The 25,091-nt window shown below is 61.5% G+C and carries 17 protein-coding genes and 1 pseudogene; 16 read left to right on the top strand and 2 right to left on the bottom strand.

Going from position 1 to position 25,091, the window contains the following annotated elements:
- The first annotated feature begins 81 nt into the window (after positions 1–81).
- The 5 genes and pseudogenes from NZ453_RS09795 to NZ453_RS09810 all read left to right on the top strand — a co-directional run bounded on the left by NZ453_RS09795 (position 82) and on the right by NZ453_RS09810 (position 6,530).
- Positions 82–396: a BON domain-containing protein gene (locus NZ453_RS09795; RefSeq protein ID WP_263770366.1), complete on the top strand. Its 315-nt coding sequence runs from the start codon at positions 82–84 to the stop codon at positions 394–396.
- Between the two features lie 406 nt (positions 397–802).
- A pseudogene (gene treS / locus NZ453_RS22185) lies at positions 803–2,470 on the top strand (maltose alpha-D-glucosyltransferase); the annotation flags it as partial.
- Positions 2,471–2,590: 120 nt separating this feature from the next.
- Positions 2,591–4,195 (top strand): putative maltokinase, encoded by a 1,605-nt coding sequence (locus tag NZ453_RS22190; RefSeq protein ID WP_420851624.1) that lies wholly within the window; start codon positions 2,591–2,593, stop codon positions 4,193–4,195.
- A gap of 27 nt (positions 4,196–4,222) precedes the next feature.
- Positions 4,223–4,915 (top strand): mechanosensitive ion channel family protein, encoded by a 693-nt coding sequence (locus tag NZ453_RS09805; RefSeq protein ID WP_263770368.1) that lies wholly within the window; start codon positions 4,223–4,225, stop codon positions 4,913–4,915.
- Between the two features lie 361 nt (positions 4,916–5,276).
- A complete protein-coding gene (locus NZ453_RS09810) occupies positions 5,277–6,530 on the top strand; it encodes a glycoside hydrolase 100 family protein (RefSeq protein WP_263770369.1) in 1,254 nt (417 codons plus the stop codon).
- 25 nt (positions 6,531–6,555) lie between these two features.
- Here NZ453_RS09810 and NZ453_RS09815 read toward each other — a convergent pair whose 3' ends face one another.
- Entirely contained in the window at positions 6,556–7,575 is a 1,020-nt protein-coding gene (locus NZ453_RS09815) for a YeiH family protein (protein ID WP_263770370.1), read from the bottom strand.
- Positions 7,576–7,674: 99 nt separating this feature from the next.
- On the opposite strand from NZ453_RS09815, the gene NZ453_RS09820 reads away from it, so the two are divergent.
- From NZ453_RS09820 to NZ453_RS09870, 11 genes are all read left to right on the top strand, one after another.
- Positions 7,675–8,556: a LysR substrate-binding domain-containing protein gene (locus NZ453_RS09820; RefSeq protein WP_263770371.1), complete on the top strand. Its 882-nt coding sequence runs from the start codon at positions 7,675–7,677 to the stop codon at positions 8,554–8,556.
- 333 nt (positions 8,557–8,889) lie between these two features.
- Positions 8,890–11,820, top strand: coding sequence for an ATP-binding protein (locus NZ453_RS09825; RefSeq protein WP_263770372.1), 2,931 nt, complete (start codon positions 8,890–8,892; stop codon positions 11,818–11,820).
- A 224-nt stretch (positions 11,821–12,044) separates the two neighbouring features.
- On the top strand, positions 12,045–15,467 hold the full coding sequence (locus NZ453_RS09830; protein WP_263770373.1) for a PAS domain S-box protein: 3,423 nt from the start codon (positions 12,045–12,047) through the stop codon (positions 15,465–15,467).
- 11 nt (positions 15,468–15,478) lie between these two features.
- Positions 15,479–16,501: an HD domain-containing phosphohydrolase gene (locus NZ453_RS09835; RefSeq protein ID WP_263770374.1), complete on the top strand. Its 1,023-nt coding sequence runs from the start codon at positions 15,479–15,481 to the stop codon at positions 16,499–16,501.
- Between the two features lie 385 nt (positions 16,502–16,886).
- The gene (locus tag NZ453_RS09840) at positions 16,887–17,624 is read left to right on the top strand and encodes a FadR/GntR family transcriptional regulator (protein WP_263770375.1); all 738 of its coding nucleotides are present in this window, start codon (positions 16,887–16,889) and stop codon (positions 17,622–17,624) included.
- 2 nt (positions 17,625–17,626) lie between these two features.
- Complete coding sequence (locus NZ453_RS09845) at positions 17,627–18,631, top strand: ABC transporter ATP-binding protein (protein WP_263770376.1); 1,005 nt, start codon at positions 17,627–17,629, stop codon at positions 18,629–18,631.
- A complete protein-coding gene (locus NZ453_RS09850) occupies positions 18,628–19,638 on the top strand; it encodes an ABC transporter ATP-binding protein (RefSeq protein WP_263770377.1) in 1,011 nt (336 codons plus the stop codon). Before NZ453_RS09845 ends, NZ453_RS09850 begins: the two co-directional genes overlap by 4 nt.
- Positions 19,639–19,701: 63 nt before the next feature.
- Positions 19,702–21,318 (top strand): ABC transporter substrate-binding protein, encoded by a 1,617-nt coding sequence (locus NZ453_RS09855; protein ID WP_263770378.1) that lies wholly within the window; start codon positions 19,702–19,704, stop codon positions 21,316–21,318.
- A 79-nt stretch (positions 21,319–21,397) separates the two neighbouring features.
- Positions 21,398–22,354 carry an ABC transporter permease gene (locus NZ453_RS09860; protein ID WP_263770379.1) on the top strand — a complete coding sequence of 319 codons (957 nt, stop codon included), beginning with the start codon at positions 21,398–21,400 and terminating at the stop codon, positions 22,352–22,354.
- A gap of 16 nt (positions 22,355–22,370) precedes the next feature.
- Entirely contained in the window at positions 22,371–23,273 is a 903-nt protein-coding gene (opp4C, locus tag NZ453_RS09865; protein WP_263770380.1) for an oligopeptide ABC transporter permease, read from the top strand.
- A gap of 15 nt (positions 23,274–23,288) precedes the next feature.
- Entirely contained in the window at positions 23,289–24,206 is a 918-nt protein-coding gene (locus tag NZ453_RS09870) for a dihydrodipicolinate synthase family protein (RefSeq protein ID WP_263770381.1), read from the top strand.
- 62 nt (positions 24,207–24,268) lie between these two features.
- On the opposite strand, the gene otsB is transcribed toward NZ453_RS09870, so the two are convergent.
- A complete protein-coding gene (otsB, locus tag NZ453_RS09875) occupies positions 24,269–25,078 on the bottom strand; it encodes a trehalose-phosphatase (protein ID WP_263770382.1) in 810 nt (269 codons plus the stop codon).
- Positions 25,079–25,091 lie beyond the last annotated feature (13 nt).

Consider the following 25,091-nt stretch of genomic DNA (forward strand, 5'->3'; position numbering starts at 1 on the left):
GGCAGAAGAACAGAAAAACTCGTCACCGATGAGTCAGGAGAAGCTTTTCCCACCTTTAACAACGTAGTGAAAGGAAACGCCATGTCGAAACTTAGAAGCACACTTGCCATCGCCGCACTGACCGCTGTTCTCGCCGCTTGCAGTGGCGGCCCAACCCGAGAAAGCACGGGTGAATACATCGACGACGCAACGATCACCACGCGCGTGAAGACCGCGTTCGTTCGCGACAAGGAGGTGAGCGCGATGGACGTGAAGGTCGAAACGTTCAAAGGCACCGTACAGCTCTCGGGCTACGCGGACAATTCAACCGAGATCGAGCGTGCCGTTCGCATCGCGCGCGAGACTCCGGGAGTCCAATCGGTAAAAAATGACATCCGCCTGAAGTCGCGGCAATAGGCCTAGGTTATAGGCGGCATGGACGGGGTAACCAATCTACCCCGTCCACCGATTCTCCACGGCGAAGCAAACAGACACTCACAGATCGTTCCGGGTTTATCGGGTCTCGTTTGCCTAGCGAGCCGCTAACCGATCGTGAGTTGGATCAGCTGGATCATGGAACTTCGCCGGGGAGATGAGACTCTTGACCCGAAGACGAAGCGTTGCGCGTCAGGGTAGCCGCCTGCGGCCGGCCGGCTAAAATGAAGTTCGCATTGGTGGAGCGGAACATCCTGAGTCCATGGATCCCAGCCCTTTCCGGTCGCGGGTAATGGGCAGTGGGTTGCGGGGAGATTAGTTCCGTGGACGAATCGATGCGTATCCACTGAACAACGAAACGGTTGAACGAAACGCCCAGGAGGCACCGATGCATGCCGAACCGAAAGCGCAAGAAGCCGCTCCGGAGACCGCTTCTGCGGCTTCCGCAGGAGACGATCTGTGGTACAAGGACGCCATCGTCTACGAACTGCACGTCAAGGCGTTCTCCGACAGCAACGACGACGGTATCGGCGATTTTCAGGGGCTCATCCAGAAGCTCGATTATCTTCAAGACCTCGGGGTCACGGCGATCTGGCTGCTGCCGTTCTACCCGTCCCCATTGCGCGACGACGGCTACGACATTGCCGACTACCACGGCGTAAATCCTCAATACGGCACGCGCGCCGATCTTCTGCATTTCGTGCGCCAGGCGCATCGGCGAGGCCTCAAGGTCATCACCGAGCTCGTTGTTAACCACACCTCGGACGCGCATCCCTGGTTCCAGGCGGCGCGTCGCGCGCCCGCCGGGTCGAGCAAACGCAATTTTTACGTCTGGAGCGACGATCCGACGCTGTATTCCGGTACGCGCATCATCTTCAGCGATACCGAAAAGTCGAACTGGACATACGATGAAGTCGCCAAGTCGTATTATTGGCACCGCTTCTTTTCGCACCAGCCCGATTTGAATTTCGACAATCCCTCGGTGCGCAAGGCGATCGTCAAAGTCATGCGCTTCTGGCTCGATACCGGGGTCGATGGCTTCCGTCTCGACGCGATTCCTTACCTCTGCGAGCGCGACGGGACGAACAATGAGAATCTTCCCGAGACGCACGCGGTGATCAAGGAAATCCGTGCCGTCATCGACGAGCATTATCGTGGCCGCCTGTTGCTCGCGGAGGCCAACCAGTGGCCCGAAGACGTGCGCGACTATTTCGGTGAAGGCGACGAATGCCAAATGGCATATCACTTTCCGCTGATGCCGCGCATGTACATGGCCATTGCCCAGGAAGACCGGCACCCGGTGGTGGAAATCATGCAGCAGACGCCGGCGATTCCGGATCTCTGCCAATGGGCGATCTTCCTGCGCAACCACGACGAGTTGACGCTCGAGATGGTGACGAGCAAGGAACGCGACTACATGTACCAGATGTACGCCGCCGACCGCCGCGCTCGCATCAATCTCGGCATCCGCCGCCGGCTCGCGCCGCTGATGGAGAACGACCCGGATCGCATCAAGCTGATGAATGCGCTCCTCATGTCGATGCCCGGGTCGCCGATCATCTACTACGGCGACGAGATTGGCATGGGCGACAACGTCTATCTGGGCGACCGCGATGGGGTGCGTACGCCGATGCAGTGGAGCCCGGACCGTAACGCCGGGTTTTCGAAAGCCGACCCGCAGCGCCTGTACCTGCCGCCGATCATGGACGCTGTGTATGGCTACAACGCGGTGAACGTGGAAGCGCAGTCGCGCGATCCGTCGTCGCTGCTCAATTGGACGCGGCGTCTCCTTGCCGTGCGCAAGGGCTACAGCGCCTTCGGGCGCGGCAACCTCGTGTTCCTGCATCCTGGCAACCGGAAAATCCTCGCTTACCTGCGCGAATACGGCGATCAGACGCTGCTCTGCGTCGCCAATCTGTCGCGCACGGCGCAGCCGGTGGAACTCGATCTCTCGGCTTACAAAGGCCGTGTGCCAATCGAGCTCTTCGGTCGCATTCCTTTTCCGCCGATTGGCGAATTGCCTTACCTCATTACCCTTCAAGGCTACAGTTTCTACTGGTTCCGGCTCGCATCGGGCGAGCAGGCGCCGAGTTGGCACGCCGACCGGCTGGCCGCCGAGGAAGCGCCGGTGCTCGTTTTCTTCGACGGCTGGCACAGCATCTTCCGTGACCGCGTCGTGCCCTGGCGTATCGCGCTGGCCGAGAAGTTACGCGCGCAACTCGAAACGGAAACCCTGCCGCGCTTCATCGTTCGCCAGCGCTGGTACGGGGCGCAGGAGGATGCTGTGCGTCGCGTCGCGCTTTCCGATCACTTCGAATGGAAGGATACGCGCGGCGCTGTCTGGTTCCTGGCGCTGTTCCGTGTCGATACCGGAACGGGGCCCGCGGCCCGCGTCGGCAACTATTTCCTGCCATTGACGCTGGTCTGGGAGACCGAAGAAGAACGAATGCGCGCGATGCAGGCCGTAACGGTCGCCAAGGTTCGCCAACAAGCGCAGATCGGAGTACTTGGTGACGCCTTCGCCGACGAAGCCTTCGTGCGTGCCTTGGTCGAGGCCATCGGCGCCGGTCACGAATTCCGTTGCGCGCACGGAGCCATCCGGTGCACGCCGACCGGCGCTTACGCCGGTATCGCGGGCAACGAGTCGTTGCAATCGCTCACCGTGCGGCCGCCGGCGGCGCAGAGCAGCAATAGCATCAGCCTGCTTGGCGACAAGCTTTTCCTGAAGATTTATCGCCGGCTACAGAGCGGAGTATCGTCCGAACTCGAAATCGGGCGCTTCCTGACCGACGTGGCGCATTTCCCGAACTGCGTGCCGGTGGCGGGCGCCATCGAATACATACCCGACGCAGAGGCGCCGGGTGGCGGTTCGCCGACGACGCTGGCCTTGCTGCAAGCCTACGTCAAGAATCAGGGCGACGGGTGGGGCTACACCCTCGGTTACCTGGAACGCTTCCTCGAGCAGATCAACGCCACGACCACGCCTGCGCCGCCTGAAGCGCCGGACAGTCACGGCGCCTACCTGACGTTGATCCATACCTTGGGGCGTCGGACGGCCGAACTGCATCTCGCGCTGGCGATGCGTACCGGCAATGCCGCGTTCGACCCGGAACCGGTGACGGCAACCGATATCTCTTCCTGGACGACGACCGCGAACAGCGAAGCCGCGGCGACGATTGAACAGCTCGAACGGGCGATGCCCACGTTGCCGCCGGCGGCCAGGGCCGGCGCGGAGGCGTTGCTTGCCAAGCGCTCTCAACTGCTGATGGAGATCGGCAGTGCCGCACCGGCGAGCTTCTCCGGCCTGAAAACGCGCGTACACGGCGATTATCATCTGGGGCAGGTGCTCGTCGCGCAAAACGACTTCTTCATCATCGACTTCGAGGGCGAGCCGCTACGTACCGTGGCCCAACGTCAGCAGAAGAACTCGCCGTTGCGCGACGTCGCCGGCATGCTGCGTTCGTTCGACTATGCGGCGCGCACGGTGCTGGCGCGAGCCGCAAGCGAACAGCTCAAGGAATCCGCCGAACTCGCCAAGCAGACCGGCGCGTGGCAGGAGCAGGTGGAGAAGGCTTTCGTCGAAAGTTACGCGGAGACCGTGGCGAATGGCGCGCCCCGGCTATATGGCGAGTGGTCGGAGGCGTTACGGCTGCTCAGACTCTTCCTGCTCGAGAAGGCACTGTACGAACTGCGCTATGAGCTATCCCACCGGCCGGACTGGGTGCAATACCCGGTGCTGGCCATCTTGGAGATCCTATCCAGCCCCGCCGGCAGCCGCTGACGCCGGTTCGGTCACAAGGAGAATCAAATGGTACCGATCGACATGACGCTGGAAACGCTGCGTACCTTTCTCGCCGCGGTTGCCGCTTTCCTGCCCAATGTCCTGCTGGCGATCGTCATCGCTATCGCCGGCTGGCTATTGGCCAAAGCGGTACGCTTCACGGTGGTCAAAGGCTTGCGCTCGATCAACTTCCATATTCTGACCGAACGGGCGCGTATCGACTCCTTCCTGCAGATGGGTGGAACGGGGGCCGATACAACGGCGGTGATCGGAATGCTCGTCTATTGGCTGGTGATCGTCGCCGCGCTCATCCTCGCCTGCAACACGCTCGGCCTGACCTACGTTACGGACCTTCTGTCGAAGATTGCGCTCTTCGTGCCGCGTGTGATCCTTGCCGTTGTGATTCTGGCTTTCGGTGCGTACTTCGCGCTCTTCATCGACGGAACGGTCACGCTGTACGGGCGCAACGTCGGTTTCGACGAGGCGCCGGTGCTCGGTCGCTTGGCGCGCTACGCGGTGCTGCTCTTCGTGGCACTGATTGCGCTCGACCAACTCGGGATCGGCGGCGACATCATCCGCCAGAGTTTCCTGATTATCCTCGCCGGTATCGTGCTCGCCCTGGCACTGGCTTTCGGGCTGGGCGGGCGCGATTGGGCGGCGGCGCTGCTCGACCGCTGGTGGCCGCAAAGGAAACGAAACGACCGGTACGGGGACGATTGAGCCGGGCGAGTGACTCGCCCTGCACTGGAGAAGCCACCCCGGGAACGAAACGGAACGGTCCAGGTCGGAGTCGGCACTCAGAACGCTCAGAAAATAAAAATCGGGGAAAGGCCTCTGCCCGCCTTTCCCCGATTCCGGAGCCCTCCCTGGCCCTCTGTCTTGCTAAGACGCCGGCCGATTCGGCCCGCGTTGCCCGGGGATCATCGCTGGAACGCGGCCCGGGAAGAAACTGGCGGCCATTATGGCCCCGCTTTTGCGGCTTGTGTGTGCATTTCGTCGCAAGTAAATTGGAACCCGGTCCGAGCCCCTGAACGACGTTGGGCGCGATCTTAAACCTTTTTTTGGCCGGTGGGGAACTCCAATGAACGACAAGCCGGCGTCCAACCGCGACGGTGTTGTACGCATGCCGACAGCAGGCGGAAACGATGCGCTGAAAACCATCGAAATCTGCGCTGAAAAAGCGACCGCGCTCATGCGCTGCAACCTTGGTGCGCAAGGGTTTCTGGCCGCGACACCGGGAACAGGCGCCCGCGCGCGCGGGTATGATCGCGTCTTCGGGCGCGACGCGGCGATCTGCGCGATTGCCGCGGCGCATTGCGGCGACGAGGAACTCCTTGCCGGCGCCGAACGCAGCCTGATTTCGCTTGCCGCGCAGCAGGCGCCGAATGGTCAGATTCCCAAGTACGTGGAGGCGGCGGGCGCCGATTTCTGGTACCTCGGCTGCATCGACGCGACGCTGTGGTGGTTGATCGCGCTAGCGCATGTGAAGATGCGCGTTCCCGATTTGCCGGTGCGCCTGCAGTCGAACGTCGAGCGGGCGCTGGCTTGGCTTTCCTGCCAAGAGCATCAGCAGATTTACCTGTTGCAGCAGAACGAAGCCAGCGACTGGGCCGACATCATGCCGCGCTCGGGCTTCGTGTTGTATACGAATGCGCTCTGGTACTACGTCAAAGGGCTGTATCGCCTGTCACATGCCCCAGAGACGAGGCAGCACTTCAATCACCTGTTTCACCCGACCGGGAACCATTACGCCGAGTACAAACGCCTGCGCCTGCTCATGCACTATGCGCGCGCCGGCATCGCGAATCGCGACATGTATCTGAGCTTCGTCAACCTCGGCTCCCGCGGCGACGAGGGCGACGTCTTCGGTAACCTGCTCGCCGTGCTCTTCGGCCTGGCCGACGACCACCGCAGTCGCCGCATTCTCGGGCATATCGCCAAGAACCAGGACGGTGCGGCTTTTCCGGTACGCGTCACCTGTACGCCGATCGGCCGTGAGGACCCGTTCTGGCGAACTTACATGGGGCGTCACCGGCAGAACCTCGAACATCGCTATCACAATGGCGGTATCTGGCCGTTCGTAGGCGGGTTCTGGGCGTTGGCGCTGTCCTCGAGCGGTCGTACGGGAGAAGCGGAGTCGGTTCTGCTCGGCTTGGCGAAAGCGGCGGCCGTGAACGGCTGGCAGTTCAATGAGTGGTTCCACGGTTTGACGGGAGAACCCGAGGGGATGCCCGGGCAGACCTGGAACGCGGCGATGTTTCTCCTGGCACGCCACGGGCTGACGAACCGTGTGTTCCGCCGCATCTACGAGCGCAGCGATACCGCTTCCCGCTGACCGCCGGCGATCGGGCGGAAGCGAACTAGGCCGCGAATTGGGCGGCGAGCCAGCTGAAGAGACCGCCGACGATGACGAGGTGGGCGAACAGCACGCCGCCGAGCAGCAGCGGCCGAATGCCGGCCTTGCCCAGGCGACCGACGTTGGTATCGATGCCGAGGGCGGCCATCGCGGCCGTCAGCAGGAGCATGCCGGTGGTGCGCAACGTGTCGACGATCGGGGTCGGCACAATCCCCAGCGAATTGACGCCGGCAATGGCGACGAACCCGACGGCGAACCAGGGGATCGGCAGAGCCTCGTGCCGTCCGGTCGTTCGCTTGGCTCGTATAGCCCCGACGATGAGCAGAAAGGGGACAAGCAGCATCACGCGGATCATTTTGGCGATGACCGCGCTGCTCGCCACGTCGTCCCCCAGTGCGCTGCCGATGGCGACGACCTGCGCGACCTCATGCACCGTCGAACCGACGTAGATGCCGAAATCGAAACGGTCCGGACCCAACCAACCGTAAATCAAGGGGTAAATGAGCATCGCCAAGGTGCCGAAACACACGACGGTCGCCACCGCGATGGCGCTCTTCTCGGCTACCGTTTTTTCGTCGAGGCGGAGCATGGGCACGGTGGCGACGACGGCGGCCGCGCCGCAAATGGCGCTGCCGGCGGAGGCCAGCAACACCGTCTCCGCATCAAGCTTCAGAATGCGGCGACCGATGATCCAGCCGAGGCCCAAGGTGGTCGTCACGACCAAAACGTCGATCAGGATACCGGTGCTGCCAACCTGAAGAATCTGTTGCACGCTGAGGTTGAAGCCGTACAAAGCGACGCCGGTGCGCAGGAAGCGCCGCTGAGCGAGCGCGAGTCCGCCGCGGAACCGGTCACCACTAAGCGTGGGCAGCGAGTTGCCAAGTAGAGCGCCGATCAGGATAGCCAACGTCAGGGGGCCGATACCGTAATGCTTCGCTGCGTCGAGCTGGCCGATGCCAAAGGCGAGGCCGCAAATGGCCATTACGGGGAGAAGGCCGGGGAGAAAGGTTTTGGTGGGCGTCACTTTTCTTTTTCAGTAAGCCATGCGAACGGTGCGCAGGTTAGTCCTCTCTACTACAATCCGTAAAACAGATAATTTAGATCGTATAAATAAGCAAAACTGATGAAAGTGACCCTTCGCCAATTGGAAATTTTTGCCGCCATAGCAACCTATGGGCAGGTGACGCGGGCAGCCGAAGGTGTCGCGATGACCCAGTCAGCGGCGAGCATGGCGCTCAGCGATCTCGAGCGGCAGCTCGGGTCTCCTCTGTTCGACCGGGTCGGCCGGCAGCTTGTATTGAATGAAGCGGGTCGGCAGCTCTTGCCAAAGGCCCTTCAGGTCCTCGATAGCGTGCGTGAAATCGAAACCGCCGCGAGTTCTTCCACGGCGGCATTCGATCTACGGCTTGGCGCGAGTTTGACGATCGGCAACCATTTGTTGCCGGGACTTCTTGCGCAGTTGCAGGAGCGTTACCCGAGTAGCCGTTTCGACGTTTCGCTGCGCAACACCGAACAGGTGGTGGCCGATCTGCTGGCCTACCGCATCGATATCGGCTTCGTCGAAGGGCCGGTCCAGGATGAACGCTTGCAGCGCTTCTTCTGGCGGCACGACCGGCTCTCCGTTTTCGTACCGCCCGAGCATCGCCTCGCGGGGAAAGTCGCGACGCAGGACGATCTCGTCGGCGTATCGTGGATACTGCGCGAACGGGGCTCCGGCACCCGGGAAGTTTTCGACCGTGCGCTTGCCAACGCGACACTACCGGTGCGCATCGCCTTTGAACTCGAACAGCCGGAAGCCATCCGCCAGTTCGTGCGCGCCGGCCTCGGGCTCGGCTGCCTGCCCTGGCTCGAATTGCGCGATGCCTGCGCAGCCGGCTGGCTGGCGCTGGTCGATACGCCTTTTCTCAATCTCCAACGCCAGTTCCAGGCCGTCGTCCATCGCGACAAACACCTGAGCCTGGGCATCCGCTCGGTGTTGTCCTTGTGCGGCGTCGACCTCGTCTGAGAGATCTCAGACCTCTGTCGCTCCTGTGAAAGCAGGTGGTTCGTGATAATGCCCGGAGAATAACCTATGGGCATATCTATTGTCGGTCGGCAATGTACTCTGCTCAGCTACATTGCTGTCCGTGTTGCCCCAATCTCAGCTCGCCAACCGCAGATGACTCATGATTCTCGGATCAGTCGTCTATGATAAATGGAGCAATGACACCAGAACGCTTGGCGGTCTGATTGCAGCGCTGATCGTAACGGCGAAATCCGTAGCGGGAATCGCGAGAGGGGGCGTATGACAAAAGAGAACAGCCACCACAAAACAGGCCGGCCCGTTTGGTTATGCCGAATGGGTTATGCTGGCTTTCGGGAACCCCCCATTTCGGGCATTTTCCCTTGGCTACTACTGATCTTCGTTGTTTTCTTACCGGTCATTTCCGTCACCGCGGAGGAGAAGCCGCTGCTCTTCCTCGGCAACAAGAACCTCGCTCCCGTCATTTATCTCGAGGACGGCAAACCGAGCGGACTCGTCGTGGATCTCGTGCGGGCGCTTGAGCCGACGATCGGACGGCCGATCGAAATCGTCTGCATGGACTGGTCAACCGCCCAAGAGCGAGTGGCCAGGGGAGAAGCCGATGCGCTCATGCAGATCAACTACACGAAAGAACGCGACAAGCTCTTCGATTTCTCGTCCCCTTTGCTGCAGTCCAGGTTCTCCATCTTTACGCGCAGCAGCCGCGGCGACATTACGGATGCGACCAGCCTGCGCGGATTGCGGGTCGGAGTGGAGAAGGGCGGTCTGCCGCAGCACGTGCTGCAGGATGACGCGGCGATTCTCCTCACGATCATTCCCGATTTCCTCGACGGCTTCCGCCGGCTGGCGACGGAAGAACTGGACGCCGTTGTCGTCGATTACCGGATCGGCGCTTATGTGCTGGCGCGCAACCACATCAGCGGCGTCAAGGTGTCGGGGGAACCGGTGGCTTTCTCCGACTCGGCGATCGCCGTCAAGGAAGGGAATGCGGAGTTGCTGGCGGCGATTAACCGCGGCCTCGATCAGATTCGACGCGACGGGACGTACGCGCGCATCGTCAGCCAATGGGAACCGAAGGAGGTCGTTTTTCTGACCAAGGAACAAATGGCTACGCGCACGCAAGCCATGGTAATCGGTGTGCTCGTCTTTATTTGCTTCATTGCGGCGGTCTGGATGACGACGCTTTATCGAGAGCTGCGCAGGCGGCGCCGTGCCGAGGAGCAATGGCGGGTCATGTTCGAGAGTTCGCCAGTCTCGCTGTGGGTGGTCGATTTTTCCGCGGTCGGCGAGTGGTTCGACGAGTTGCGTGAGCGCGGCGTTGTCGATCTCGATGCTTACTTTGAGCAACACCCCGAAGCGGTTCACCGGTGCACCGAACTGGCCCGGGTGGTGGACACCAACGAGGCTACCCTCGCTCTGCTCGGCGCGGAGAGCAAGGCAACGTTGTATGCCGGGTTGGCCGGCGCGTTCACGACGGAGTCGCTCGAGACGTTCCGCGAACAACTCCTCACGTTGTGGAGCGGAAAAACGCGCAGCGTGAAAGACGGTATCGTCAATACGCTGGCCGGGGAAAGACGCCATGTGACGGTCCACATGGCGGTTTGCCTTGGGCACGAAAGTGCGCTATCCCGCGTGCTGCTTGCACTTGCCGATATCACGGAGCGAGCCCAGGGTGAAGAAGCGATGCGGCGGTACAAGGACGAGCTCGAGGAAACCGTGCACAGGCGCACGGCCGAACTGCGCCTTGCCCGCGATGCTGCGGAGGCGGCGAACAAAGCAAAGAGCGTTTTTCTCGCCAACATGAGCCACGAACTGCGGACACCGCTGAACGCCATCCTCGGTTTCTCCAGTCTCATGCGCCGGGATGCGGAGCTTTCCGAGGGGCAACGCGAGAACCTTGAAATTATCAATCGCAGCGGCGAACACCTGCTTGCGCTGATCAACGACGTGCTCGAAATCGCCAAGATCGAAGCCGGTAAGCTGCAGCTCGAGGCTGTACCGCTCGACCTCGGTCATCTGGTGCGTGACGTGTACGACATGATGCAGTTGCGCGCCCGGCAAAAGGGCTTGCAGCTATTGCTCGACATGGCGTCGGATTTCCCGCGCTTCATCCGCGGCGATGAAGCGCGTCTGCGACAGATACTCGTCAATCTTGTTGGCAATGCGGTGAAGTTTACCGAACACGGCGCCGTCACCATGCGCCTGGGGACGCGCGAGAACGACCACTTGCACTTAGTGATCGAGATCGAAGACACGGGGCCCGGCATCCGGCCAGAAGACCAGCGGCGGCTGTTCAAACCGTTCGTCCAGATCGAAGGCGGGGAGCAGCCTGGCACGGGCCTTGGGCTGGCGATTACGCGGCAGTTCGTCGAACTGATGGGAGGCAGCATTTCGGTCGACAGCGCCGAAGGGCAGGGTGCCTTGTTTCGTGTCGAGCTTCCGGTGGAATTGGCGGGCGCGGCGAACGTTGCCCGACAGGACAAAGAGTCAGCGGCCGAAATCGTCGGGTTGGCGCCTGGGCAGCCCTGTTACCGCGTGTTGATCGTCGAGGACCAGCGCGAAAACCGCGTTCTGCTCAATCGCCTAATGACGGCGGTGGGGATGGACGTCCGTGAGGTGGAGAACGGCGAGGAGTGCCTCCGCGTTTTCGAAGAATGGCGGCCCGATCTCATCTGGATGGATCGCCGGATGCCGGTAATGGATGGCGAAGAAGCGGCGCGTCACCTCCGCAGGCTGCCGGGTGGCGACAAGGTGAAAATCGTTGCGGTGACCGCTTCGGCGTTCAAGGAGGAACAGCAGGCGATGTTCGACGCCGGAATGGACGACTTCGTGCGTAAACCGTATCGCTTCGGCGAGATCTACGACTGCATGGCAAGACAACTGGGTGTCCGCTATCGTTACGGTGATCATGCCCAACCCGTGCTTCAGGAGACGCAACTTGCGCCGACGGCGTTCGCGAGCGTGCCGGACAGACTCAGAACCGACTTGATGAACGCCTTGGAAAGCTTGGACAGCCGTCGTATCGAGCGGTCGATTGAAGGTGTTGCCCGTTACGATCCGCCTTTAGCGCTCATCCTCAAGGGGTTTGCGGAAGGGTTCGACTACCCGGCTATACTGAGGGCGCTGAAGGACGTGGGTGAACACCGGGCGATCGAGGACGTACCGGATGGAGCTGGTGGACCAAAGACGGGTGGTGGCGCTGGCGAACGCGCCGAACTTGGTCGTCCATGCCCCGAAGATGCCTGAAAACCGGCGTCGTCGATCGTCGGCAAGAGGGGTGAAATGGGGCGCTGGCGGACGTCAACTCGACGCGTACGAGAAGCCGGGAATTGCGACCTTGGACGCAAGGTAGAGCAACGGTGGAAGCGAGTCAGTCGACGGAACTCCGCCAACGGCGCGTTTGGAATGTTTACAACGTTTGGAATGGGCGAGAGCGAACAACCGGGGTATACCGGTGATTCGAATCGATCATGAATTTCTCCCCACATACGGCGATGCGCTCCTTGACGGCACGTCTGGTTGCCGGGATCGCTGTCACCGTCATTATCGTTTCGCTCATCGCGGTCGCCGCCATGTCAAGCGTGCTGGGGGACGCGGCACAACGCCACCTGGAAAACCGCGCAGACGAAACGCTTTCCTACCTGGTGGCCTCGCTCCAGTTGCCGCTCTGGAACGTCGACTACGAAGGCGTGAGGACGATCGGCGAGGCGATCTCCCACGAGGAATCCGTGGCGCAACTTGTAGTGCGGAACGAAACCGGCGACACGGTGTACGAAATGGTGCGGGCAAATGAGAGTGGCGTGGCGCAGCGCTCGGCAGCCGTCATGCACTCGCTGCCGGAAGGCGAACGTACCGTAGGCGAAGTGTCTCTGGCACTGAGCGCCAAACCTTACACGGCCGCCAACCAACGCGTGCTTTTATCCTCGGTGATCATCATTGGCGCCATCTTGGCTGCCGTTCTCCTGGTGACCTTCGTTTACGTGCGCGGTGCGCTAAGGAAACCGCTGCGTGCGCTCAACGAGATCGCGACGCGCTTCGCAAACGCGGATTACGGAGTGTCCCCGGAGGTGCTTCCGTATCGAGAATTCCAGCCTTTCGGACGCGCCTTGCGCCAACTGGCGGACACGGTAGAGGAGCAGATTGCCGCCGTGAAAGACGCGGAAGGCAAATACCGCAGCATTTTCGAGAATGTGTTGGAAGGGATGTTCCAGAGCACGCTGCAAGGGCGTTTCCTCAAGGCCAACCCGGCGTTGGCCAGGATTCTCGGCTACGCCTCGACCGATGAGTTGATCACCCGCGCCGGAGACATCGCCGGCAACGTGTACATGGCCGCCGATGAACGTCAGCGTTTCGTCGCGCTCCTGCAGGAAAGCGATGGGGTGAACGGTCACGAGGTCCGCCTGCGTTGCCGTGACGGAGCGGAAATCTGGGCGTCGGTAAGCGCGCGGCTGGTGCGTGATGATTCGGGGAGACCGGTCCTGATCGAGGGTTTCGTTACTGACATTACCCAGCGCAAGCACGACGAAATCAAGCTGCGTCGTCTGAATCGGGAGCTGCTCGCCGTCAGCAGTTGCCATCAGCTTCTCATGCGCGCCGGAGACGAGCGGAGCCTTCTCGAGGATGTCTGCCGTGTGGTTTGCGAGCAAGCCGGGTATCGCATGGCCTGGGTCGGTTATCTCGATTCCGGCGAGGACCGCCTCATCCGGCCAGTGGCGTGGGCTGGCGCGGAGTCCGGTTTTCTCGGGCAAGCGGCGATCGGATGGAACGATGATGCGGACGGGCAAAGCCCGAGCGGCCTCGCGGCACGGCGTGGCGAATGCGCATGTGTGCAGGATTTTGGGGCTGGCCCGGGGAATGAACGGTGGCGGCGTGCGGCGCTTGACCGTGGGTATGCGTCAGGGGTCGGGCTGCCGCTAAAGGACGAGAGCGGCGCCACGTTCGGGGTATTGACCATCTACGCGGAGGAGTCGGAAGCCTTTACGCCGGACGAGATACGGCTGTTGGGCGAGCTTGCCTCGGATCTGTCGTTCGGGATCATTGTCCTGCGCGCGCGTACCGAGCGAGCGCGTGCCGAGCAAACGGCGGCATTGACAAGCTTTGCCTTGCACAACGTACGCGAAGCGGCCTTCATTGTCGGCGCCGATGGGCGTTTTGTGTTTGTGAACGAGCAGTGTGGGCGGGTGCTCGGTTACTCCCCGTCCGAACTTGCCGGGTTGGGTGTGCAGGACGTCGATCCCGAGTTCCCAATGGAACGATGGAACAACCACTGGGATGAACTGCGCGAACGCCGGTTGATTACGTTCGAGCGCAAACTGCTGACCAAGGATGGCCGGCAGATTCCGATGGAAATCACCAGCACCTATTTCGAATACGAAGGACAGGGCTACAACCTGGCGCTGGCGCGCGACGTTACCGATCGCAAGCAGCTCGAAGAGGAGCGGGTACGTTACCGGGATGAGCTCGAGGGCATGGTGCTGCAGCGCACTACGGAGCTTCTGCTCGCGCGGGATGCCGCTGAGACGGCAAACAAGGCGAAGAGCGTGTTCCTTGCCAACATGAGCCATGAGTTGCGCACGCCATTGAACGCCATCCTGGGTTTTTCGGGGATGCTGCGACATGATGCCCAATTGCCGCAAAGCGCCGTTCAGTATGTCGACATCATTAATCGCAGCGGCGAGCACCTGCTGAGCCTGATCAATGACGTTCTCGAAATGGCCAAGATCGAGGCCGGCCGCGTGCAGTTGGAGAACGCGCCATTCGACCTCGGGGGAATGGTACGTGACGTGACCGACATGATGGAAATCCGGGCACGCGAAAAGGGGCTGCGGCTGCTCGTCGATCAAACATCGGAGTTTCCACGCTACATCGTCGGTGACGAGGCCCGGTTGCGTCAGGTACTGATCAACCTGGTGGGCAACGGCGTCAAGTTCACCGAACAGGGTGGGGTCACCGTCCGGCTCGGGACCAAACAGAACCATGCGGCGCACCTGGTCATCGAAGTCGAGGATTCCGGCCCGGGCATTGCCGAGGGGGACCAACAGTTCATCTTCGAGCCGTTTGCGCAGCTCGGCGAACAGCGCGACAACAAGGGAACCGGGCTTGGCCTGACGATTACGCGGCAGTTTGTGGAAATGATGGGCGGCCAGATCTCGCTCAAGAGCACGCCGGGCCAAGGCTCTCTGTTCCGCGTCGATCTGCCGTTGACCGAGGCGGCGGAGACGGAAGTCGTCCGCATCGATTCCGAACCTCAAGGACGCATCATCGGTTTGGTTCCGGGGCAGCCGCCGTACCGGGTACTGATTGTCGAGGACCAGATCGAAAACCAGTTGCTGTTGGCCAAACTGATGGATTCGATCGGCTTCGAGGTCAAGGTGGCGGCGAACGGCGAGGAAGGTGTCGATCTTTTCCAAAAGTGGAGCCCGCATCTGATCTGGATGGACCGCAAGATGCCGGCTATGGACGGTCTGGAAGCGGCCCGACGGATTCGCCGCCTCCCGGGCGGACAGGAGGTAAAGATTGTGGCCGTTACTGCCTCGGCCTTCCAGGAGCAGCGGGCGGAGATGCTCGAAGCGGGGATGGATGACTTCGTGCGCAAGCCTTTCCGTTTCGAAGAAATCTACGACTGCCTTGAACGCCACTTGCAGGCCCGCTTCATCCGCGAGAGGAATTTGCCCGACGAGCGGCCGGTTAGGTTGCAGCCGGATGCGCTGTCGCCGCTGCCGCAAGCGTTGCGGAGTGAGCTCGCTGGCGCTCTGGAAAGCCTGGATGCCGAACGGATTTCGGTTGCCATCGGCAAGGTGGGGACCTACGATCAGCAACTGGAGAAATTGCTCAAACGGCTTGCCGATCGCTTTGACTATCCGACCATACTGGACGCGCTGAACAAGACCTGATCGAGGGTGCCATGGAAGCCAAAGGAAGGATTCTCGCCGTTGACGATACCCCGGCAACGCTCAAGTTGCTGACCGACATTCTCAAGGAAGAGGGGTACGAAGTCCGCTCCGCGATCAACGGCGAGCTTGCGTTGCGCTCGGCGATCGCGAACCCGCCTGAACTCGCGTTGCTCGATATCCGCATGCCGGAAATGGACGGCTTCGAGGTCTGTCGGCAATTGAAGGCGCATCCCAACACGCGCGACGTCCCGGTGATCTTCGTCAGCGCGGTGATGGATACCGATGAGAAAGTGCAGGGCTTCGAGTTGGGGGCTGTCGATTTCGTCACCAAGCCGTATCAGCGTAACGAACTGCTTGCCCGGGTGCGCACTCACCTCGAAGTCGACCGCCTGCGCAATCACCTTGAGGAACTCGTTGAACAGCGGACCTTCGAATTGCGCGAGAGCGAGAAAAAGCAGCGCGCCAGCCTGCTTGATTTCATCGCCGCCATCGCCGCAACGATCGAAATGCGCGATCCATACACCGCCGGGCATCAGCGGCGCGTTGCGCGCCTGGCGACGCTGATCGCGGGTGAACTGGATCTGCCCGAGGATCAGACCGAAGGGCTCTACCTTGCCGGTGTCGTTCATGACATCGGGAAAATCCGCACGCCAGCCGAGATTCTCAGCAAACCGGGAAAGCTCAATGACATCGAGTTCGGCCTGATCAAGCAGCATGCCGAAACCGGGTACGAAATCCTAAAAGCGATTGCGTTCCCGTGGCCCATTGCAGGTGCCGTCCTGCAGCATCATGAACGCATGAACGGCAAGGGGTATCCGTATGGCATCGACGGCAAGGATATCCTGCTCGAAGCCCGCATTATCGCCGTCGCCGATGTCGTCGAGGCGATGATCTCCTTCCGCCCGTACCGCCCGGGCCTCGGCGTGACCTCCGCACTCGAGGAAATCACCCGTTTCCGGGGTGAGCGCTACGACGCGGACGTCGTGGACGCCTGCCTGACGTTATTCAGGGAAAAGGGCTTCGCGTTCGAGTAGGGCTTTCTCGTCCCGTTACCGTTCCTCCGCTGTTGCCGGTATTTGCACAACTCGCACAGCGTCATAAGCGTTTCACCCTCGCCTTGGGGATTCGAAACGCCGCAGCCTCACAAGTTCGCCCCCGCCTGAGTGCCTGCCAGCACGGTTTTTCCCTCTCCTTTATGGGCAGGTAGGTTCTGGGCGAGCGAAGCGCTGTTTTCTCTGTCCAGGGCGGCGTTCTATTTTCATGAAATGTCTCCTTACTCTTTTCTCCTTATCATATAAGTCAATAATGTCTTGTAACATCAGCAAGTTAGTAGTTAAATTAATTAACCGTTGACCTGAAATTAGATATCCGATAACCTCTTTATCCAAGTTATCGGATATCTAATAAGAGGGTCAGACGATGCTTAAGCGGTCACGGGAACCGGGCTTGATCCGTATCATTCAGGAACGGATCAAGCAGATCATTACGGAGAATGAGCTGCAGCCGGGCGATCTCCTTCCGCCGGAAGGACAGTTGGCTGAAGACCTCGGCGTGAGCCGAGGTTCGGTGCGCGAAGCGGTCAAATCGCTAGAGTCGCTCGGGATCGTCGAATCGCGGCATGGTGAAGGCGTCGGCGTCCGCGAGTTCAACTTTGACTCCGTCCTCGACTTCCTTTCGTTTGGGCTCGCATTTCAGCCCGCACGCGCCTCCGAAATCCTGCAGATTCGCGAATGGTTGGAAGAATCGGCCGTCGTTGCGGTCACGCCGCTCATCGACCAGGCGCAACTCGATCAGATCGAGAAGCTGCTCGTCGTCTGGGAAAAGAAAGCCGCGGCCGGGGAATCGACCTCCGACGAAGACCGCAGCTTCCACCGTATGTTGTATTCACCGCTAGGCAACGCTTCGTTGCTGAGTCTGATCGACATCTTCTGGGTTGTCTATAACGCGCTCGCGATCCGCAAGGTCCCGGAAGACCGCGATCCGCTGCTCACCGTGCAGGCGCACCGCGAGCTGTTCGAAGCCGTTTGCCATCGCGATGCACCGTTGGCGCGTCAGCGCCTCAGCGAACACTTCCGCAGCATCGAGCTTCGCTTCAAGCAAGGGCTCGAAAGCGGAGCAGGAAAGAACGCCGCGTCCAACGCCACGGTCACGGAGTAGCCATGCCGTCCCTGCTTGAGGTCCGTGACCTCGTGACCCGGTTTTATTCCGAGGGCGCGGTGATTCACGCTGTCAATGGCGTCTCGTTCAGTCTCGACACCGGCGCCTCGATGGCCATCGTGGGTGAGAGCGGCAGCGGAAAATCGGTGACGGTGATGTCGCTGATGCGCTTGGTGCGCTTTCCACCCGGCCGTATCGAGGGCGGCGAAGTGATTTTCGAAGAGCGCGACTTGCTGCGGCTCAGCGAAGAGGAAATGCGGCGAATTCGCGGCAACCGCATTGCCATGATCTTCCAGGACCCGATGACCTCGCTCAACCCGGTATTGTCGATCGGGCTGCAAATGACCGAGGGTTTGCGTGCGCATCTCGGCCTGGGCGAGCGCGCGGCACGGGATCGGGCGGCGGAAATGCTCTCGCTGGTCGGCCTGCCGAGGCCGAAGGAACGTCTCGACGACTACCCGCATCAATTCTCCGGGGGCCAGCGGCAGCGGATCATGATCGCGCTTGCACTGTCCTGTAATCCGGCACTGTTGATTGCCGACGAACCGACCACGGCGCTCGACGTAACGGTGCAGGCGCAGATCGTCGAGTTGATCCAGGGGCTGCGAGAAAAACTCGGCATGGCGGTCATCTGGATCAGCCATAACCTCGGCCTTGTCGCTGGCGTTGTCGACAAGGTCGCCGTCATGTACGGCGGGCACATCGTTGAACAGTCGCCAGTCGACGAACTGTACGAGCACCCGCGGCATCCTTACACGCTCGGCCTGCTGAAAGCGATCCCGAAGATGGACGGACGCGACCAAGGCCGTTTGTTCTCGATCGACGGGATGCCGCCCGATCTGAGGCGTCCGCCCGAATCTTGTCCCTTTGCCCCGCGCTGCATCTATGCCGTTGATCGTTGCCGGCAGGCTTTGCCGCCGCTGGATGAACTGGGCGCAGGGCAATCCGTGCGCTGCTGGCGCGCCGACGAGGTGGCGGCGCTCAACGTGGCGGGAGCGATGCGATGAGAACGGCCGAACACAAGGACGTCCTCGTCCGCGTCGAAGACCTGAAAGTGCATTTCCCCATCCTGCGCGGACTGCTCAAGCGGCAAGTTGGGGCCGTGCGTGCCGTCGACGGCGTGTCGTTCGACCTCTTCCAAGGCGAGACCCTGGGGCTCGTCGGCGAAAGCGGTTGCGGCAAATCGACCACCGGGCTGGCGATGTTGCGATTGCTTGACCCGACCTCGGGACGGATCGTCTTCGGCGGTCGCGATGTGGCGTCGCTCGACCAGCGCGAATTGCGGGCCTCGCGCAAGCATATGCAGATGGTCTTTCAGGACCCGTATTCGTCGCTCAACCCACGTATGACGGTCGGCAGCATCATCATCGAGCCGCTCAACGTGCACAAGATCGGCACGCCGGCCGAGCGACGCGGACGCGTACAGGAACTGATGCGCCTCGTCGGGCTGAATCCTTCGTTCATCAATCGCTACCCCCACGAGTTTTCTGGCGGCCAACGCCAACGCATTGGATTGGCACGTGCGTTGGCCACGAATCCGTCGTTGATCGTCGCCGACGAGCCGATCTCTGCCCTCGACGTGTCGATTCAGGCGCAGGTCGTGAACCTGATGGCCGATCTGCGCGGACAGCTCGGTCTTACCTACCTGATGGTGTCGCACGACCTGTCGATGGTCCGCTACATCAGCGACCGCGTGGCCGTCATGTACCTCGGCCGCATCGTCGAGCTCGGTCGGCGCGATCCGGTCTTCGATACCCCGCGGCACCCGTACACGCGCGCTTTGCTGTCCGCGATACCGACGCCGAATCCGAAACGCGAACGCGAGCGGCGCCGCATCGTTCTGCAGGGCGATGTGCCGAACCCGGCGAATCCGCCGTCCGGCTGCCGGTTCCATCCTCGCTGCCCGCTTGCCACCGACGTTTGCCGCGAAGCCGATCCGGCGCTTCGCAATATCGGCGGCCTGCCGGATGGCCCGCCTCATCTCGTGGCGTGCCACCACGCCGAGAACGTCTGAAAAACACGGTTTCACTCTTTGCGCTGCAATCGTTATCCAAAATCAATGAAAGGAAACTTTGCAATGAAAACTCGCAAGACCCTTATCGCCGCGTCCGCCGCGCTCGTCGCGCTGTCATTGCTCGTCTCTCCCCTGATGGCATCGGCACAGGCAAAGACCGACAAGACGATCCGCCAGGCTTTCCGCACGGGTTGTATGGCCGGCCCGCTGTACACGACCTGCGGCAACCGCCTCGACGAAACCGTTCTGCAAGGATTGGCCCACGTGACGTGGAAGGGCGACGGCGTCAAGGCGCTGTTGGCCGAATCGTGGAGCACGCCGGACAAGGGCGCGACGTGGATTTTCAAGCTGCGCAAGGGCGTCAAGTGGCATGACGGCAAGCCCTTCACCGCCGATGACGTTGTCTTTTCCTACAACACCTATGCCGATCCGGCCGTCGCTTCGATTATCGCCAACAACCTCTCCGACGTGAAGGGCTACGAGGAGTTCCGGTCCGGCAAGGCCAGCAGCCTGAGCGGCGTGTCGAAGATCGACGACCATACGGTGAAGTTCGAACTCAACGGTCCGCGGCCGCTGTGGGTCGAGTTGAAACAGATCTATTTCTCGATCCTGCCCAAGCACATCCTGGGCGACGTCAAACCGTCGGAACTTGCGCGCTCTCCGTTCTGGACACAGAACCGCGTCGGCACCGGTCCGTTCAAGTGGTCGAAGTACGTCCCCGATCAGTATGTCGAGGTGGTGCGCAACGACGACTATTTCCTGGGCAAGCCGAAGGCGGACCGCATCGTCTATCGCATCTTCGCCGACATTCCGAGCATCCTCAATGCGCTGGCGGCGAACGAAGTCGACGTGATGTCGTATGAAGGCGGCGGCATCCCGGTGAGCGACATCGAGCGCATGCAGAAAGTGCCGACGCTGACCGTGCTTCCGAACGTCGACGCCGGCCTGCCGACCTACTTGCAGTTCAACTTCGCGCAGCCCTTCCTCAAGGATGTGCGTGTGCGCCAAGCAATGATCTACGCGATCGACCGCGAAAAGATCATCGCCACGGTGCGCAAGGGGACTGGAAAAATCTCGAACACGATGTTCCCGGCCACCTGGGCGCAATCGCCGTCGCTCAATCCCTACAAGTACGATCCGGTCAAGGCGAAGCAGTTGCTCAAGGAAGCCGGTTGGGATTCGAGCCGCAAGATCGACTTCATCTACTACTACGCCGATCAGGTCAATAAGGACACGGTGACCGCGATTCAGGCCTACCTCGCGGCGGTCGGCGTGAATATCGTGCCGCGTCTGCTCAACCCGGCGGAGATTCAGACGGTCTACAAGGACGGCACGTTCGAGATGGGCTATTTCGCCAACGGGCAAGGCCTCGATCCGTCGCTCGGCGCGCTTACCAGCACCTGCGGCGCGCAGCTTTCCTTCACCTATTGCAACAAGCGGGTGGACGAGCTGTATGACCTGGGGCTGAGCGAATCGCAACGTGAAAAACGCGCGCCGTACTACCAGGAAATCTCGAAGATTCTCAACGAAGAGGCGTTCCGCGGCTGGCTCTGGTACGAAGTGCGCCCGCTGGCCTTCAACAAGCGGGTGATCGGCGCCAGCGAACATTACGCGGAGATGCCGACGTTGATCTTCAACCTGCCGGTGTACAACGAAGTGGAGAAGTGGGACGTCAAGTAATTCCGTCCCCACAGGCGGCGGCGAGGGCGCTTACCGTCCGTTCCGCCCGCCTGTGTCCAGACAATCCTGAGAAACCCCGATGACCACCTACATCTTGCGCCGCTTGCTGGTCAGCATCCCCATCCTGTTGGGGATTACCGTGATCGTGTTTTTCGTCGCATCCAAAATGCCCGGCGACGCGGTGCTGGCGATGATTTCGACGGAAACGCCGCAGGCCGAGGACCTGATCAAATTGCGGCGCGGCCAGCTCGGCCTGGACTTGCCGCTGTACGTGCAATACGGGCGCTGGCTGTGGCAACTGCTGCAAGGAAATCTCGGCTATTCGTTTCAGACTGGCGAATCGGTGATCGACATTCTGCTGGCGCGGATTCCGGCGACGCTGCAATTGATGGGCACGGCCTTGCTCATCGCCATCGTGCTCGGTGTCGCGATGGGGGTCGTCTCGGCGCTCAAACAGTATTCGCGTACCGATTACACCTTCACCTTTCTCGGATTCGCCGGCATCTCGATCCCGGATTTCTTCCTCGGGATGGTGCTCGTCTACCTGCTTGCGATCCAATGGCCCTTGTTTCCGACGTCGGGGATCTCGACCGCCGGCGAGCCGTATTCGCTGGTCGATAACCTGCGCCACCTTGCACTTCCCGCGCTGGCGCTCGGCCTCGTGCGCACGGCGACGTTCATGCGCTACACGCGGACGAGCGTGCTCGAAGTCATGAACAACGACTACGTGCGGACAGCCCGCGCGAAAGGCTTGAGCGAATGGCTGGTGGTGGTCAGGCACATCCTGCGCAACGCGCTGATTCCGGTCGTTACCGTGATCGGCCTCACGCTGCCGGTGCTCTTCGGCGGTTCGGTAATCATCGAGATGATCTTCCAGTGGCCCGGGATCGGTTTGATGTTCATTGGCGCCGTTACCGCCCGCGATTCACCGGTCATCATGGGCTACGTGCTCTTCTCGGCGGTGATGGTGCAGGCCAGCAACCTGCTCACCGACATGGCCTATAGCTTCCTGGATCCTCGGATCCGCTACGACTGAAGATTGAGGGTACTTGATGATCGCCACTTCTTCCGAACCGCTCGCCGCCGGCGCCGAGCCGATGCCCACCGGCGAGAGCCTGTGGGCCAAAGCGCGCAAGCGGTTTTTTCGCCACAAGCTGGCCGTTCTCGGGCTCGTGGTCCTGACCGTTCTCGTGCTCATGGCCGTTCTCGCACCTCTGATCGAACGCTATTCGCCGATCGACCTCGACCTCGGATCGATGAGCCAGGCGCCGAGCGCCGCGCACTGGCTTGGAACCGACACGACGGGACGCGACGTGTGGTCGCGCATCGTCCATGCCGGGCGGGTTTCGCTCTCCGTCGGCCTGGTTGCCGTATCGATCTCGACGTTCATCGGCGTCCTCATTGGCGGTATCTCGGGTTATGCCGCCGGCAAAGTGGATATGGCGCTGATGCGTTTCACCGACATCGTGATGGCATTTCCGTCGCTGGTGATGATTATCACGATTGCCTCGGTGCTCGGGCCGAGCATCTACAACACCATGCTGGTGATCGGGATACTGACCTGGCCGGGTATCGCGCGACTCGTGCGCGGGCAGTTCCTGTCGTTCCGCGAACAGCAGTTCGTACTTGCAGCACGCTCGATCGGCGTGACCCCGTTTCAGATCATGGTGCGGCACCTCTTCCCCAACGTCGTGGGTACCGTCACGGTGGCGGCCACGTTCGGCATGGCGAACGCGATCCTGCAGGAAGCCTCCCTGTCGTTCCTCGGACTCGGGGTCCAGGCGCCCACGCCGAGCTGGGGGAACATGCTGCAGGATGCCCAGTCGCACGCCATCCTCGAAGGCACGCCGTGGTTATGGATTGCGCCCGGCCTGATGATCGCGCTCGCGGTGCTCAGCATCAATTTCATCGGAGACGGGCTGCGCGATGCGCTCGATCCCCGTTCGGTACATTGACTCATGGAGAACAACATGTCGAAGCAATTCTGGATGTCGGGCCTGATTCCGGCCACCTTTACGCCGATGCACGAGGATGGCCGCCTGAATCTCCCGTTGGTACCGGCGATGGTTGAGCGTCTGCTCGCGTTCAAGGTCTCCTCGCTCTTCGTCTGCGGCACGACCGGCGAAAGCGCCTCGTTGACCACCACCGAACGCAAGCAAACGCTCGAAGCTTTCCTGGATGCCGCCGGGGGTCGCATTCCGGTCATCGCTCACGTGGGGCATACGGCGGTCGCCGAGTCGCGCGATCTCGCCAAGCATGCCGCGCAGGCCGGTGCCGTCGCGATCGCGGCCACGCCGCCGTTCTACTTCCGGCCGGGTTCCGTCTCGGTGCTCGTCGAATGCATGGCCGAGGTGGCGGCGGCGACGCCGGAGTTGCCATTCTACTACTACCACATCCCCAGCCTCACGGGCGCCGCGCTCGACATGGACGAGTTTCTGAGAGCCGCCAGCCGGCGAATTCCAAATCTCGCGGGGATCAAATACACGGCGCCGACACTGTATGAATTCCAGACCTGCGCCGCCCTGGAAGACGCACGTTTCAACATGGTGTTCGGCGTCGATGAAATGCACCTGAGCGGCCTCGCGGCCGGAGCGCAGGGTGCGGTCGGCAGCACTTACAACCTGGCTGCGCCGCTGTACCACCGGATCCGCGAAAGCTTCGAGGCGGGTCAAATCGACGAGGCGCGGCGTCTGCAGTTGCTCTCCGCGCAGATGGTCGTTATCGCGAAAAAATACCGGGGGCTGCCGGCGATCAAAGCCATGATGCAATTCGCGGGCATCGACTGCGGACCGGTGCGCTTGCCGTTGGTTCGGCTAACTGCTGAAGAGACTCGGGAACTGCGTCGAGGGCTGGAGGAACTCGATTTCCTTCGCTGGATGCAACCGTAGGACGCGCTAGGACTCGCTGAGGGGAGAAGCCGGCCTTCTCGATTCTTCCCGATTCGAATGCGTCAGGGGCCGTTTCCCGCCACGTCGGGTTGGGGAGTGCCGGTGAGCCGAGGAACCGGGTGTCCGCCGGCTTTTGCGGCGCCGGCCAGCCACTCCCGGACGGCGGTGACGTCGGCGAGCACATAGTGCGCGTTGACACAGTCAGGGCCCACGCCGATGGAGACGCCGCCGCGTTCGTTGACGGCCATGAAGCCGTGTTCATCGGTGCTGTCGTCACCGACGAAGACCGGACGGCGACCGGCAAACGGCGGCTCGTTGAGGTAGGCGGCCACTGCCGTCGCTTTCGTGATCGCCGCCGGCTTTACCTCGACGATGCACTTGCCTTCCTGCACGACGAGGCCGGAGCCGACGCGTTCGACGAGTTGTCGCATCAAGTCTTTCACGTACTGCGCGAGGTCCGGCGCTCGCCGGTAGTGCAGTGCAAGGCTCAATCCCTTGTCTTCGAGAAGGAGCCCGGTGTGCTGTCGCAACACGGGGTCGAGCGCGTCCTGGATGGCCTGCTTGGCGCGTGTGGGTGCCGCGTGTACCCAGAGGCGGCCTTCGGCATCGCCACGTTCGAGCCCGTGTTGACCGGCCTTGGCGATCTGGGGGAGGCCGACACGGCGTTCCAGGTCGGTGAGCGCGCGGCCGCTTACCAAGGCCACGGCGCCGTCCGTTGCGCGATGGAGTGCCGTCAGGAGCTCAGGCAACGTGTGGTCGACGCGGACCGCGCCCGGCGTCGGGGCGAGTTCGATCAACGTGCCGTCGAAGTCGAGGAAATAGGCCCAGTCGGGCTGGGCGGCGGGCGGAGGTCCGATGATTTCGCTTGCCATTGCTGCAGTCGGA

The organism is Propionivibrio soli (assembly GCF_025770765.1).
Classification (GTDB): Bacteria; Pseudomonadota; Gammaproteobacteria; order Burkholderiales; family Rhodocyclaceae; genus Propionivibrio; species Propionivibrio soli.

Excerpts from the sequence above, each read along its gene's own strand:
- NZ453_RS09795 (WP_263770366.1), top strand. The coding sequence starts at position 82 with ATGTCGAAACTTAGAAGCACACTTGCCATCGCCGCACTGACCGCTGTT.
- NZ453_RS09805 (WP_263770368.1), top strand. The coding sequence starts at position 4,223 with ATGGTACCGATCGACATGACGCTGGAAACGCTGCGTACCTTTCTCGCC.
- NZ453_RS09810 (WP_263770369.1), top strand. The coding sequence starts at position 5,277 with ATGAACGACAAGCCGGCGTCCAACCGCGACGGTGTTGTACGCATGCCG.
- NZ453_RS09820 (WP_263770371.1), top strand. The coding sequence starts at position 7,675 with ATGAAAGTGACCCTTCGCCAATTGGAAATTTTTGCCGCCATAGCAACC.
- NZ453_RS09825 (WP_263770372.1), top strand. The coding sequence starts at position 8,890 with ATGGGTTATGCTGGCTTTCGGGAACCCCCCATTTCGGGCATTTTCCCT.
- NZ453_RS09830 (WP_263770373.1), top strand. The coding sequence starts at position 12,045 with ATGAATTTCTCCCCACATACGGCGATGCGCTCCTTGACGGCACGTCTG.
- NZ453_RS09835 (WP_263770374.1), top strand. The coding sequence starts at position 15,479 with ATGGAAGCCAAAGGAAGGATTCTCGCCGTTGACGATACCCCGGCAACG.
- NZ453_RS09840 (WP_263770375.1), top strand. The coding sequence starts at position 16,887 with ATGCTTAAGCGGTCACGGGAACCGGGCTTGATCCGTATCATTCAGGAA.
- NZ453_RS09845 (WP_263770376.1), top strand. The coding sequence starts at position 17,627 with ATGCCGTCCCTGCTTGAGGTCCGTGACCTCGTGACCCGGTTTTATTCC.
- NZ453_RS09850 (WP_263770377.1), top strand. The coding sequence starts at position 18,628 with ATGAGAACGGCCGAACACAAGGACGTCCTCGTCCGCGTCGAAGACCTG.
- NZ453_RS09855 (WP_263770378.1), top strand. The coding sequence starts at position 19,702 with ATGAAAACTCGCAAGACCCTTATCGCCGCGTCCGCCGCGCTCGTCGCG.
- NZ453_RS09860 (WP_263770379.1), top strand. The coding sequence starts at position 21,398 with ATGACCACCTACATCTTGCGCCGCTTGCTGGTCAGCATCCCCATCCTG.
- opp4C (WP_263770380.1), top strand. The coding sequence starts at position 22,371 with ATGATCGCCACTTCTTCCGAACCGCTCGCCGCCGGCGCCGAGCCGATG.
- NZ453_RS09870 (WP_263770381.1), top strand. The coding sequence starts at position 23,289 with ATGTCGAAGCAATTCTGGATGTCGGGCCTGATTCCGGCCACCTTTACG.
- otsB (WP_263770382.1), bottom strand. The coding sequence starts at position 25,078 with ATGGCAAGCGAAATCATCGGACCTCCGCCCGCCGCCCAGCCCGACTGG.